This window comes from Kurthia huakuii LAM0618, assembly GCF_000505545.1.
GTDB lineage: Bacteria > Bacillota > Bacilli > Bacillales_A > Planococcaceae > Kurthia > Kurthia huakuii.
This window is the reverse complement of sequence record NZ_AYTB01000015.1, coordinates 1-12,575: the sequence shown is the minus strand read 5'-3', so window position 1 is coordinate 12,575 and position 12,575 is coordinate 1. Positions and strand designations below refer to the sequence as shown.

The 12,575-nt window shown below is 39.3% G+C and carries 14 protein-coding genes; 9 read left to right on the top strand and 5 right to left on the bottom strand.

Annotation, left to right across the window (positions count from 1 at the left end; genetic code table 11):
- The first annotated feature begins 4 nt into the window (after positions 1-4).
- Positions 5-1,531 (top strand): acyl-CoA carboxylase subunit beta, encoded by a 1,527-nt coding sequence (locus tag V514_RS0111810; protein WP_029500142.1) that lies wholly within the window; start codon positions 5-7, stop codon positions 1,529-1,531.
- Positions 1,532-1,647: 116 nt separating this feature from the next.
- Here the strand turns inward: V514_RS0111810 and V514_RS0111805 are convergent, their stop codons facing one another.
- Positions 1,648-2,148: a GNAT family N-acetyltransferase gene (locus V514_RS0111805; RefSeq protein WP_029500141.1), complete on the bottom strand. Its 501-nt coding sequence runs from the start codon at positions 2,146-2,148 to the stop codon at positions 1,648-1,650.
- 156 nt (positions 2,149-2,304) lie between these two features.
- Between V514_RS0111805 and V514_RS19175 the strand changes: the two genes are divergently transcribed.
- Genes V514_RS19175 through V514_RS0111790 form a run of 3 tightly spaced genes read left to right on the top strand, consistent with a single transcriptional unit; the run spans position 2,305 to position 3,893 of the window.
- Positions 2,305-2,598 carry a PadR family transcriptional regulator gene (locus V514_RS19175; RefSeq protein WP_035944785.1) on the top strand — a complete coding sequence of 98 codons (294 nt, stop codon included), beginning with the start codon at positions 2,305-2,307 and terminating at the stop codon, positions 2,596-2,598.
- Positions 2,599-2,610: 12 nt separating this feature from the next.
- Positions 2,611-3,213, top strand: coding sequence for a DUF2812 domain-containing protein (locus V514_RS19170; RefSeq protein WP_035944784.1), 603 nt, complete (start codon positions 2,611-2,613; stop codon positions 3,211-3,213).
- A 59-nt stretch (positions 3,214-3,272) separates the two neighbouring features.
- Complete coding sequence (locus tag V514_RS0111790) at positions 3,273-3,893, top strand: hypothetical protein (RefSeq protein WP_029500140.1); 621 nt, start codon at positions 3,273-3,275, stop codon at positions 3,891-3,893.
- A gap of 43 nt (positions 3,894-3,936) precedes the next feature.
- Here V514_RS0111790 and V514_RS0111785 read toward each other — a convergent pair whose 3' ends face one another.
- Positions 3,937-4,194 (bottom strand): hypothetical protein, encoded by a 258-nt coding sequence (locus V514_RS0111785; protein WP_029500139.1) that lies wholly within the window; start codon positions 4,192-4,194, stop codon positions 3,937-3,939.
- 162 nt (positions 4,195-4,356) lie between these two features.
- Here V514_RS0111785 and ptsP point away from each other — a divergent pair, with 162 nt between their 5' ends.
- The 3 genes from ptsP to V514_RS19165 all read left to right on the top strand — a co-directional run bounded on the left by ptsP (position 4,357) and on the right by V514_RS19165 (position 6,969).
- Positions 4,357-6,078, top strand: a complete 1,722-nt coding sequence (gene ptsP / locus V514_RS0111780; protein ID WP_029500138.1) for a phosphoenolpyruvate--protein phosphotransferase — start codon at positions 4,357-4,359, stop codon at positions 6,076-6,078.
- Between the two features lie 154 nt (positions 6,079-6,232).
- On the top strand, positions 6,233-6,604 hold the full coding sequence (locus V514_RS0111775; protein ID WP_029500137.1) for a hypothetical protein: 372 nt from the start codon (positions 6,233-6,235) through the stop codon (positions 6,602-6,604).
- A 98-nt stretch (positions 6,605-6,702) separates the two neighbouring features.
- Complete coding sequence (locus tag V514_RS19165; RefSeq protein WP_235073350.1) at positions 6,703-6,969, top strand: DUF6173 family protein; 267 nt, start codon at positions 6,703-6,705, stop codon at positions 6,967-6,969.
- Positions 6,970-7,180: 211 nt separating this feature from the next.
- Here V514_RS19165 and V514_RS0111765 read toward each other — a convergent pair whose 3' ends face one another.
- From V514_RS0111765 to V514_RS0111755, 3 genes are all read right to left on the bottom strand, one after another.
- On the bottom strand, positions 7,181-7,585 hold the full coding sequence (locus tag V514_RS0111765; protein ID WP_029500136.1) for a hypothetical protein: 405 nt from the start codon (positions 7,583-7,585) through the stop codon (positions 7,181-7,183).
- Positions 7,586-7,917: 332 nt separating this feature from the next.
- Positions 7,918-8,958, bottom strand: coding sequence for a hemolysin family protein (locus V514_RS0111760; RefSeq protein WP_407636650.1), 1,041 nt, complete (start codon positions 8,956-8,958; stop codon positions 7,918-7,920).
- Between the two features lie 59 nt (positions 8,959-9,017).
- Positions 9,018-10,343, bottom strand: coding sequence for a hemolysin family protein (locus tag V514_RS0111755; protein WP_029500134.1), 1,326 nt, complete (start codon positions 10,341-10,343; stop codon positions 9,018-9,020).
- 308 nt (positions 10,344-10,651) lie between these two features.
- Between V514_RS0111755 and V514_RS19160 the strand changes: the two genes are divergently transcribed.
- Together V514_RS19160 and V514_RS0111745 are read left to right on the top strand one after the other, a co-directional pair.
- Positions 10,652-11,344, top strand: a complete 693-nt coding sequence (locus V514_RS19160; RefSeq protein ID WP_029500133.1) for a methyltransferase — start codon at positions 10,652-10,654, stop codon at positions 11,342-11,344.
- On the top strand, positions 11,345-12,454 hold the full coding sequence (locus V514_RS0111745; protein WP_029500132.1) for a DUF4132 domain-containing protein: 1,110 nt from the start codon (positions 11,345-11,347) through the stop codon (positions 12,452-12,454).
- The last annotated feature ends 121 nt before the right edge of the window (positions 12,455-12,575 follow it).

The window sequence follows — 12,575 nt, the reverse complement described above, 5'->3', positions numbered from 1 at the left end:
AGAGATGACGGAGAAATCGTATCGTGATTATAAAGAACAAATTGCAGCAGGGGGCGCGCCAAAGTATCATGAAAAAAACGCGACGCAAGGAAAGCTATTTGTACGAAATCGTTTACAGCGATTATTTGACGATGATGTTTTTGTTGAGGACGGCGCATTTGCGAATATTATGGCCGGTGATTTGCCGGCAGATGGCGTTGTAACGGGAATCGGTAAGATTAACGGGCGCACCGTTTGCGTGATGGCAAATGATTCGACAATTAAAGCAGGTTCTTGGGGAAAGCGTACCGTTGAAAAGATTATCCGCATTCAAGAAACGGCTGAGAAGTTAGAAGTGCCGCTACTCTATTTAGTCGATTCAGCGGGTGCACGTATTACCGACCAAATTGAAATGTTCCCTGGTCGACGCGGTGCTGGGCGCATTTTTTATAATCAAGTAAAGCTGTCGGGCCGCATTCCACAAATTTGTTTGTTATTTGGGCCATCTGCTGCAGGCGGTGCGTATATTCCAGCGTTTTGTGACATCGTTGTCATGGTACAGGGGAATGCATCGATGTATTTAGGGTCCCCTCGAATGGCTGAGAAAGTAATCGGTGAAAAAGTTGATTTAGAGACGATGGGTGGCGCAAAAATGCACTGCTCGGTTTCAGGTTGTGGTGATGTTTTAGCAAAAACGGAAGAGGAAGCGATTGATTATGCACGCCGTTATTTGACGTACTTCCCGCAAAATTTCCGTACGAAGCCAAATGCTGTTGACAGCAAACAACCGCAAGTGTTTGATGATACATTAGAAGACATTATTCCTAAAAATCAAAATGCAGCTTTTAATATGTATCAATTGATTGATCGTGTGATTGATGAAGGCTCATTTTGTGAAATTAAAAAATTGTTTGCAAAAGAATTGATTACGGGGCTTGCGCGTATTGATGGACAAGCGGTTGGGATTTTAGCCAATCAGCCAAAGTCAAAAGGGGGCGTGTTATTCCACGACTCAGCTGATAAGGCAGCGAAGTTTATTAATTTATGCGACGCGTTTCATATTCCACTGATTTTCTTATCAGATGTGCCGGGCTTTATGATTGGTACGCAAGTCGAGAAACTGGGTATTATTCGCCACGGTGCCAAAATGATTTTTGCGATGAGTGAAGCGACAGTGCCTAAACTATCGGTTATTGTGCGAAAGGCTTACGGGGCAGGACTTTATGCGATGGCTGGTCCGGCATTTGAACCAGATGCTTGTATTGCACTAACGACAGCACAAATTGCAGTCATGGGGCCAGAAGCGGCAATCAATGCAGTGTATGCGAATAAAATTGAAGCGATGCCAGAAGCAGAGCGCGCAGAATTTATCGCACAAAAAACGGCAGAATATAAAGAAGAAATTGATGTTTACCGCCTCGCATCGGAGCTTGTCATTGATGATGTTATCGAACCAAACGAGTTGCGACAAACACTTGTTACACGCCTCGCTGCCTACAAAACAAAAAATGTATCATTTACTGAACGTAAACACGGGGTGAATCCGGTATAGATTAGAAGAAACCGAGCAGTCTAGATGAGGGCTGCTTTTTTAGGTGGAATCAAGATGCAAAAGCGGATACTAAACAAAAAACGAGAGATGGACAGCTGTTCATCTCTCGTTTTTTTTTATAAAAAATAAATCATTTGAAGCTCATTCAAGTAATGACCATCTGGCATTTTCATTACCTTTGGATCATGACAAAGTATTTCAAATCCAGCGCGTTCGTAGAGACGAATAGCGGGCATCATCGAGTCAACTACCGATAGGCGAAGCTGCTCAAGCTGTGGATTTGCATGAGCATCATCAATAACAAATTGAAACAAAGCTTTACTATAGCCTTTCCCGCGATGTTCAGGTGCTAAATAGACACCAATAATTTGTGCGAGATGTTTCATTTTTTCATATGGGTTGTGCTCAAGTGTCGTGACACCGACAAGCTCCTCGTTATCAAAAATACCATATGTCGCTGTCAATGGATTGTTTAGTTGCTGTTCGTAAACAGCGACATCTTTTTTTTGTTCTTCTTCGATTGTTGGTGAGAACGATTCAGGTTCTTCGAGGACAGCGCGATGACGAATGCTTAAGTAAGCGCGCGCATCGGCGGCCGTTAATTTACGAATATCCATACTAAACACCCTCTCTTTAATAACATAATAATACGATATGAATGGTAGTAAACTTTACCCTTTTTTCAGAAAAAACATTCTATGTAGTTGAACTATTCAGTTTGACTGTATATAATCAAATTATACAGTTCAACTGAATATATAGGAGGTCTAAATATGAAAAAACATCCATTATTGCCGTTATCAGAAACGATGCACTATATTTTAATTGCGTTACAACAACCGCTTCATGGCTATGCGATGATGCAAAAAATTGATGAGTTAAGTGGTGGTGAAGTGCATTTAGCGGCAGGTACATTGTATGGGGCGCTTGATAATTTGTCTAAATACGATTGGATTGAGCAAGTTGGAGTTGAAGGCAGGCGAAAAATTTATCATATTACGCCTGAGGGGCAACGTATTTTGGCTGTAGAGAAAGCGCGATTAATTCATTTATTATCACTTTATTAGGAGGGGTTTCATATGAAAAAGTCAAACTGGTTCCGTATTAATATTTTGAAAGAAGAACAATGGCTTAACAAGACGTTACAGCAAGGTTTTAAGATTGCGGCAATAACAGGTTGGAGTTCAACATTTACCTTTGAAGAAGTATCTGAACCTCACATTGTGCGTATTGACTGCCAACAATCTATGAATAAAGCGGCTTTTGAAGAATATAAGCTTATCTATGAAGATTTTGGATGGACCTATTTGTCTGGCTCGCGTTCGTCTGGCAAGCATTACTGGCAAAAAGTTATTGAAGGAGAGGAAGCAGATCAATTATTTTCAGATAAACAGTCAACGAAGAGTTATTACAAGCGTTTGATGAACTATAGTTTGTTGTTTGCGCTTCCTTTTATGATGTTGTCGATGGTGCTGTATCAACAACATATTTTCTCGCTTAGCAACCTATATTTAACACCTGGGTTATGGGATATGGAAGGTGCACTATTTTGGAAGGCTTTTATTTTTGAGACACCTTTTGCCTTATTTCGACTGCTTTGTCCGGTAATTGTATTTGGTGCAGTAGTTCTTTCGTTGAAAGCCTATTATGAATATCGTAAGCTTCAACAAAGAATTCAATAAGGTTAAGACTTTGTAAAAACGGGAAAATAATAAATGAGATATGAAAGGTGGCGACTGAATTGGGAGAACGTTTAAATTTGGCATTGAATTTTGAAGGACAAGTCATTGCAAATGTTTATTTTCACTGGAGTGCGACAACATTTGAAGGTCTTTGCATGGCGATAGATATTGTGAAGAGTTTACAAAATGGCGTACCGACGCTTTCACATAATTCTTTATTGTTAGCCGATTTTGGGCTGACGATGAATAGTGATGCAGGGTATAATGAAGAAAGTTTACAGTATATGAACGAACATTATCCACAGCAAATTTTTCGAAAGCCTGAAAGTCGCTCCTATGGACTTATTGGCATTACACCGGCAGACAAAGAGAAAAATGAGGCATTTGCCGATGCGACCATCACTATTTCTATGGATGAACACAATCAAATGTACATTGATATGGGCATGATTGAAGGGTTTCAGGACTATGCGACATTTGAAAAAGAATTTGTTGATGAATATGAATTAAGGGATGTGCATGGTATCAATTTAAATACTGTTTTACCGGCAGTGCTTGATTTTAAAAAATTAACATTAAATGACGCGCGTACCTTAGCGAAAGCATTGTATGACATAGAGGAAGCTACACCGACATATTTTGTGTATGGTGAAAAAATATATCCATATTTGACAATGTAAAAAAAACGAGGATGGTCACGATGAGGCCATGCTCGTTTTTTCATTAGTCTTGATGTTTCGTTAAATCTACATTTAATAAATCTTCTTTTGTTGGTGCATCTTGTAAATCTTTTTTCAATTCTAGACGCATTTTATCTGTTTCAATTTGAAAATTTTTATATTTCAATTCTTCTAATTTAATTTGCTCGCGCATCATTTCAATTTCCATTTTTTTCGTACGTTCTTTACTTTTAATTGCTTTTTCCACAATCCCACCTGTTACCGAGATGGCGACAATTAAAACGATAGCTATCCAAAACATATTAAACGCCTCCTTGTTTAATGAAGTATCTACTTAATTATACGGATAACATACTAAATAGTTTCTTTTTTTCAAAAATACTTGAGCGCTGTAGTGAGGTAACTGTGCGGCGTTCAATGTTATAATAAGAAAAATATTTGAATATTGAGGAGAGTGGGTTTCATGAGTTCAAGCATTCAAGGTATCGCGGCATCTGCAGGAATTGCGATTGCAAAAGCATTTACATTACAAGTACCTAATTTAACGATTGAAAAACGACTGACCAGTGACGATGCAGTAGAATATACACGTTTAGATAATGCATTAGCTGCCTCAATTGCAGATTTAGAAAAAATTAAAGCGCGTGCGCTACGTAAAATTGGCGAAGAGCAAGCGGCTATTTTTCAAGCGCATTTATTAGTGTTAAGTGACCCTGAGTGGATTTCACAGGTGAAAGATTATGTGGCAAACGAACACGTGAATGTTGAATTTGCCGTACAAACCGTATCACAAACGTTTATTGAGTTATTTGAAGCGATGGATAATGAATATATGCGTGAGCGTGCAGCGGATATTCGCGACGTTACAAAACGTGTGTTAGCACATTTATTAGGACAGCCTTTAATCGATTTAACAGCACTTGATGAAGAAGTTATCATTGTCGCGGAAGATTTAACGCCGTCAGATACCGCACAATTAAATAAAGAATTTGTGCAAGGTTTTACGACCGATATAGGGGGACGTACATCTCATTCAGCAATTTTAGCGCGTACGCTAGAAATTCCGGCAGTTGTTGGGACGAATGAGGCGACGAGGTCTATTCATCACGGAGATAAGGTTATTGTCGATGGTTTAGAAGGACACGTCATCATTAATCCGAGCGAACAAGAAATCGCAAAGTATCGTGAAAAACAAGCGCAGTATAGTGCTCAAGCAGTAGCATGGGCAGCGCTAGCTCATGAAGTGTCTCAAACGGCAGATGGCCACCAAGTTGAATTAACTGCAAATATTGGCGCGCCAGACGATGTAGCAAGTGTGTTGGCGAATGGTGGAGAAGGTATTGGTCTATACAGAACGGAATTTTTATATATGGGCCGCAAAACTTTGCCGACAGAAGACGAACAATTTGAAGCATATAAAGCTGTATTAGAAAAAATGGAAAATAAACCCGTTATCGTACGCACACTAGATATTGGTGGCGACAAAGAGCTACCGTATTTGCGACTACCACACGAAATGAACCCATTTTTAGGATATCGAGCAATTCGTTTATGCTTAGATGAACAAACGATATTTCGCACACAACTACGTGCGTTATTGCGTGCAAGTGTGTATGGGAACTTAAAAATCATGTTCCCAATGATTGCGACGATTCATGAGTTTCGTGAGGCCAAAGCTGTGCTGCTTGACGTAAAAGCTGAATTACAGCAGCAGCGTATGGAAGTTTCAGACACAATTGACATTGGTATGATGGTTGAAATTCCATCATCTGCTGTAATGGCGGATGTCTTTGCAAAGGAAGTAGATTTTTTCTCAATTGGAACGAATGACTTAATTCAGTATACAATGGCAGCAGACCGTATGAATGAACGCGTCGCATATTTATACCAACCATATAACCCAGCCATTTTAAAATTAGTACAATTCGTTATTAATGCTGCACAGAAAGAAGGAAAATGGGTAGGAATGTGTGGAGAGATGGCTGGCGATGAAGTAGCCTTACCTATTTTATTAGGTCTTGGTTTAGATGAATTTTCAATGAGCGCCACGTCGATTTTACGCGCGCGCAGTCAATTAAAACGATTATCAATACAACAAGCACAAGCTGCTATTCCTGATATCATGGCGATGGCGACAGCTGCCGATGTAGAAGCTTATGTGCGAGAAAAGTTTAACGTTCTTTAGCTGTAAATAGTTAGTGAAGTGTTGGTAGAGACGAAATGATAGCTTGCGATAACACAGCGCCTAGAATTCCATCTAGCGCTGTTTTTTATTTTTGTTGATTAAAAGTATGATTGATGGGTATACATATTATAGAAAAGAACATGGAGGTTTTAACATGGCTAAGAAAAATAACTACTTACTTGCAGCTGCAATTGCCGGTGCGGCAGCTTATTTACGAAAACCAGAAAATCGCGACAAAGCAATGGCAATGTTCAACGACACGAAGGGTAAAGTAAGTGAATTCGTGACGCAAAAGAAACAAGAGATGAATAATAAGCAAAATGCTGACCCACAAACAGGAGAGCATACGATTGTTCCTGATCGCAATACAGCATATGATTTAAATGATGAAAAAATGGTAAGTGAAGGGTCGACACAAGCAACTGTAGATTATGAAAATTTAGAGCAGGAAAAAGAAGCGAAAGAGCCATCATTGTCGGCCAATAAAGAAGAATTAGATCCAGAGGGCGGCATTCAAAAACAATAGTGACGACTAACAGCAGTGAAGCCTATAGAGGTTTCATTGCTTTTTTGTATACAAAAGGGGTATAGAAATGGTAATTAAAATAAGGAGGAGGATTTTACATGGATATGCTTAATAAGCCAACCGAACAAGCCAAATCAGCTGTGATGCAGCAACCTGAAGTTGACCAAAATTTAGCAAGTGAGTTTCATAAGCGCATTATGGAAATGATTTTAGATTTTGAACGGGAGCTAGATGAAGAACATGAAATTGGTGTGAAGCTCGTCAATTTTGGACAAACCGTACAATTTAATATTACCGGTATCGGTTATTACAATCCAAGTTTGATTCATTTTCATGGTCAAACAGAACAAGGAACCCGCATTTAACTTGTACAGCACGTATCACAAATTAGCTTTTTGTTGATGGCTATGAGAAAAGTAGACCCTGACCCGGAAGTACCGCCAAGACGAATTGGTTTTATAAAAGATGAACAATAGAATGTAATCAATCTAAATGCTGAATTTTTTATGGAAAATGAAAGAGTCGAAGTTAGTAGTTGTTAAAATAGCGAGTGTAACCTAATGAACAACTTGTTTTTTAACTGCTCTTCTCTAACAAAGAAAAATGACCATTTTCGATGGCAACTTGCCCGCTTAGTAAACTACCATGTTTCAGTATTTCTTTATGAAATAAAGGGCTATCGTCGTCAAATGGCAGTTGTTGTACAAAGAGTGCGTAATGAACAAGCTCATGAACGAGTACACGACGAAAAAGCTGTCGATTTTGTATGCTAGCAAGTGAGGCATCAATCGCAATATAAGAAGGTTCATATGTATTTTTCATGACAAAAATACCGAGGCTTCCTTTTTGTAAAATTTGCGTTGAAACATAAATGGGTATCGTGAGTTCTAAGCCGTATTGCGTGCGCAGAAATTGTTTAGCAAAACAGCGTTCAGTTAGTACAATTAACGCAACGATTAAATAAGACCACCATTTTCTCATGATTGTTCACCGCCTTTTTATGATGTTTTTAGTATATCAAACATTTGTTCGCTTTTCAATAAAGTTATTCAACCGTTTAACAAATCATTTTTGAAGAGGTGATTTTTCTATCTTAAATGTAGCAGAAGACGCCCACCTCAAGGAGTGTAGCGAGTAGGGGGACGGCAAAGTACCATTTTTAGAAATATAAAAAAGACGAGGGGACAAATCCCTCGCCTTTTTATATACAGTTTATCGCTAACCAAAAGAGATAGTATCATATTTTTTGATGTTATAAGTGCGAAATTAGATTTTTGTATCGAAAATCTAGTTAAAAGAGCGAAATTGCTACGCTATGCAATTGGTAAAGTTCCTTCTTCATCATGAATATCGCCGACAATTTCACTTAAAATATCTTCCATTGTCACAAGACCAACCGTTTTATTTTGGTCGTCTGATACGAGTGCCATATGTGTGCGCGTTTTTTGCATTTTCACAAAGACATCTTTAATTGATGTTGTATGTTTAAAGCGTGGAATCGGATGAATAAAATTGTCGATTGGACTTGTACGACCTGCTGCAATATCGGTCATCATTTCCTTTGTATTAATGAAGCCGATAAAGGCGCTTTTCTTACTTTCACGATCTGTCATGGGGTAACGTGTGTAATCATACTCCTCAATGACCTTTACCATATCCTCTAATGATTGATGTTTTTCTAGTGTAATAATATTGGCGCGCGGAATCATAATCTCTTGCAGTTGTCGGCCATCAAAAGCGAAGATATTTTCTAAATAAGCTAATTCCGTTTGATTAATTTCGCCACCTTCATAACTTTGCGTCACAATAAGCTTTAATTCTTCTTCCGAATAAACGGTGTCGTGACCAGCTGGCTTAACACCAAATGAGCGCAGTAATAAGCGTGATGACCCATTTAATACTTTAATAAATGGGCTGGAAATTTTCCCAAACCAATAAAGTGGTGGTGCAAGCAATAGCGTCATGCGTTCAGCATATTGGATGGCTAATGTTTTCGGAGCTAATTCGCCAAAAACAACGTGAAGGAATGTCACAACGCTTAGTGCGATGATATAAGACAGCGTTGTCGCGACAGCAGCCGGTACATCAAAATGTACAAAGACAGGGTGTAGCATCTTTTCAACAGCGGGTTCCCCAAGTGCACCGAGAATTAACGCCGTTAGTGTAATACCAAGCTGACAAGCTGATAAATAATAATCTAAATCTTGCGCTACTTTTTTCGCCGTAATGGCTTTTTTATTACCTTCTGAAATTAATTGGTCGAGGCGTGAAATGCGCACTTTTAAAATCGCAAACTCTGCTCCGACGAAAAATGCCGTCAAAATGATAAAGATGACGATTAGTACTAAACTCATGATAATTGAACTGTCCAATTAGTCGGCTAGTTTAACTAGCCTTTTCACCTCCGAGATGATTAAGTTTGTTCGTCTGTTTGTTCTAATTTATATTGATGGAATGTCACTTCACGAATTTGATAATTGTCCATGTCTGAAATCGTCCAAATATGGTTGTCTTGTTTAAACTGATCCCCGACGTGAAGTACATCGATATTTTTATGCTGAAGCCAGCCACCAATCGTATCGATATCTTCACTATCGTCGAATTCTAAGCCAAAGCGGTCCTCTAATTCAACAAGAAGTACGCGGCCATTGATGATATAATCTTGCGCATTTATTTGGCGAATATCATCGACTTCATCGTCATCAAACTCATCGCGAATTTCGCCGACAAGCTCCTCTAAAATATCTTCCATCGTTAAAATACCTGCTGTGCCACCATATTCATCACTGACAATCGTAAGATGCACTTTTTGTTTTTGCATTTTCAATAATGCATCTTGTAGCGGCGTTGTTTCAACAATAAACGGTACATCGCGTACATATTGATCAAGTGCCGCTTCGCGATTTGTCACGATATGATTCAGCATTTTCTTGGCGTTGACAACACCGATAATACGGTCTTTATCATTATGCTCGGTGATTGGATAGCGCGTATAATTATGCTCATCTAAAATTTGAATAATCTTGCTATAGTCCATTTCCTTATCAATCGTAATCAAATCGGTACGTGGCACCATAATGTCGCTTGCAACACGCTCATCAAACGAAAATACATTTTCTAAATATTGCAGCTCGGTTTGGTCAATTTGTCCACCTTGGAAGCTTTGCGCCATAATGATTTTCAGTTCTTCTTCCGAGTAGGCTTGCTCATGACCAGCCGGTTTCACACCAAACATGCGTAAAACTAAACGTGATGCGCCGTTTAATGCTTTAATGAATGGTTTCATGATTTGTCCGAACCAATAAAGCGGACCTGACAGTTTTAACGATAGTTTTTCGGCAAACTGAATCGCTAGTGTTTTGGGCGCCATTTCACCGATGACAACATGCAAGTAACTAACAACGGCAAGTGCTAACAAATACGAAATCACATACAATAACACGTCAGGTATATGAATCCATTTTAAAATCGGTGTCACCAATTCTTGTACATACGGTTTTGTAAAAGCACCTAGCCCGATTGATGTGACCGTAATGCCTAGCTGACAGGCAGATAAATAATAATCGAGGTCCGTTACGACTTTTTTTGCAACAACAGCTTGTTTATTACCATCTGCAATCAGTTGGTCTAGTCTTGATGTTCGAATTTTTACGACAGCAAACTCCGATGCAACGAAGAATGCTGTAGCAGCAAGTAAAACAATTAATAAAATGATATTGGCTATTCCGGTTATGTCCAATCAATTCCCTCTGATGTGAGGGATTCACCTCCAAATAATTTGAATTGTTAAAAAATAGTGAGCGGCTCATATGTAAAGTGCTCATGATGATAAGCTATAAGGAAATTATACGCAAAAGGTTATTTTGTAGCAATTATTTATGTTTGAATAGCAAAAAAATGTTTGAAAGAGGACGGAATTCTTGACATATTTACAAAGCAAATGATGCATTTCAAAATAAAATAGTTGCAAAAATGGTCTTTTTCGATGAAACGTAAAGGATTTTCTTTAAAGTGTGCCGAACAACTAACAGTAAGGGGGGATATACAATGAGTAATCCATTTCAATGGGAGCATCCAAAAGCGATGAGCTATAATGACACGATTCGTCGCCGTATCATTGGGTATGAATTTATTTTTCAATTAATGGCGGATTTAATTGAAACGACAGCGACACAACCAGAAAAAATGACGATTGTTGGTGCTGGCGGAGGACAGGAACTGAGCACGTTGGTGCCTATTTTGCCAACAGTGGCCTTTACAGCGATTGACCCTTCAAGCACGATGCTAGCATTGGCCAAACAGCGTCTTGAAGCCGAAGAGTTACACGGCAATGTGCAGTATATCGAATCCGAATTAGAGGCTGCTGCACTTGAGCGGGCTGACATTGTGACGTGTCACCTCGTACTGCATTTTTTACGCACGACTGCGCTGAAAAAAGCGATGTTGCGCGAAATTGCTGCGCATGTACGCATCGGAGGACATGTCTATTTATCGAGTATTAATGGTGATTTGTCAGATGAGCGCTTCAACCAGACGTTAACAGCTTGGGGGCTTGCGATGCTACGCAATGGCGTGAAACCGCATCAATGGGAGGCATTTCGTGCGTCGTTTGGTGATACACTGATGCCGATTCCAACAGCCGAACTCCTACAAATTTGTGAAGAGGTTGGTCTACGTGTTCGTCATGCATATTTCCGAGCGTATCATATTGAGGCATTTTGTTTTGAAAGGGTGAATTAGATGCGGATTTTTAATAAATGGCACGATGATTATGTCGTATGGCATGCTAAAAAAGCTCCACTACCAGTACATTTCGATGTGGAACTGTGCACGCAAAAAATTCGCTTTAGCGGCCGTGCTCGACAGCAATTAGAAGAGGCAATGTGTGAAGAAGTGGCCTTTGATAGCCAGGTCGTTAAAAAATTGTTGCAGCATACGTTGTTAAAAGAATTATTAACACAAGTTGTTTGGAAACAACGCGAGCAATTTTGTTATTTAGAACATGAGTTTTATGCATTAAATCAAGAAAAATTGTCCCTTCAAGGTGATATAATTATCGCGCATCCAGCTCATTTCTATGCGGCGAAAAATTGGCGTGCGTGGCAACATTTTATTTTTGAACAGCAATGGCAGCAACCATTTAAACAACTATTCCGCGAATTTTATATTGCTACTGCAGATGAAGTAGCACAGGCAACAACAAATCGTTTTGAAGGTTATCAAATTCAACCTAACAAAGCCGTCGCATTATTACGTTCACGCGGTTGGCAAATCGGTTATTATGAACCTATTCGCCACATTTCATATCATTATAACGTCGTGACGATGCTGGGCTTTGAATATGATGCCTATACACCAGCAGACGTAGAAGCACCGACAATCGGGACGGTCTATTTTGATGAACGTATGACCGGTAAACCTAAACGTATTCAGTCGCTATCACCAGTGTTTTTCAGTGAAATTATGCGCGATTTAGACCTTGTTGCGAGCGTTGCCCATGTTGGCGAAGTTGACCCAGATGCGAGTCATTCGACAATTGAGATGCGTACGGTTATTGCTGAGGAGGTCGCGTTGTTATTTGGCTTCGATCATATACAAGTGAAGGCACCACATGTGCTGATTCGAGGAACATTAGGAAACTATAGTTTACATTTAGGAAGCGGCCATGTTCATCAACAAGGTGGGACGATGATTCCGGTTGCGACCATCCCATCTCAGCATCGAGGGCGTGTATTTTTACCATTTATTGATGAGGATCCAAAAACAGCTGAAATTATGGCGAAATTACTATTATTTGCGCAAGATGATCAAATCAATGACCCTGCGATTCGAACGTATATTATGCGGTAATTATAAGGGAATTGGGGTATAATATAAGTAGATATTAAGTTAGAAAAAATTTAAGCATAACGATGTGAATTTGTCGTGTTATGTGGCAATCAAAATTTCCAATTTAAAGAGAGTAATTTAG

Excerpts from the sequence above, each read along its gene's own strand:
- V514_RS19170 (WP_035944784.1), top strand. The coding sequence starts at position 2,611 with ATGAAAAAGTCAAACTGGTTCCGTATTAATATTTTGAAAGAAGAACAA.
- V514_RS0111785 (WP_029500139.1), bottom strand. The coding sequence starts at position 4,194 with ATGTTTTGGATAGCTATCGTTTTAATTGTCGCCATCTCGGTAACAGGT.
- V514_RS0111765 (WP_029500136.1), bottom strand. The coding sequence starts at position 7,585 with ATGAGAAAATGGTGGTCTTATTTAATCGTTGCGTTAATTGTACTAACT.
- V514_RS0111775 (WP_029500137.1), top strand. The coding sequence starts at position 6,233 with ATGGCTAAGAAAAATAACTACTTACTTGCAGCTGCAATTGCCGGTGCG.
- V514_RS0111805 (WP_029500141.1), bottom strand. The coding sequence starts at position 2,148 with ATGGATATTCGTAAATTAACGGCCGCCGATGCGCGCGCTTACTTAAGC.
- V514_RS0111760 (WP_407636650.1), bottom strand. The coding sequence starts at position 8,958 with ATGAGTTTAGTACTAATCGTCATCTTTATCATTTTGACGGCATTTTTC.
- V514_RS19165 (WP_235073350.1), top strand. The coding sequence starts at position 6,703 with ATGGATATGCTTAATAAGCCAACCGAACAAGCCAAATCAGCTGTGATG.
- V514_RS19175 (WP_035944785.1), top strand. The coding sequence starts at position 2,305 with ATGAAAAAACATCCATTATTGCCGTTATCAGAAACGATGCACTATATT.
- ptsP (WP_029500138.1), top strand. The coding sequence starts at position 4,357 with ATGAGTTCAAGCATTCAAGGTATCGCGGCATCTGCAGGAATTGCGATT.
- V514_RS0111745 (WP_029500132.1), top strand. The coding sequence starts at position 11,345 with ATGCGGATTTTTAATAAATGGCACGATGATTATGTCGTATGGCATGCT.
- V514_RS0111810 (WP_029500142.1), top strand. The coding sequence starts at position 5 with ATGACGGAGAAATCGTATCGTGATTATAAAGAACAAATTGCAGCAGGG.
- V514_RS19160 (WP_029500133.1), top strand. The coding sequence starts at position 10,652 with ATGAGTAATCCATTTCAATGGGAGCATCCAAAAGCGATGAGCTATAAT.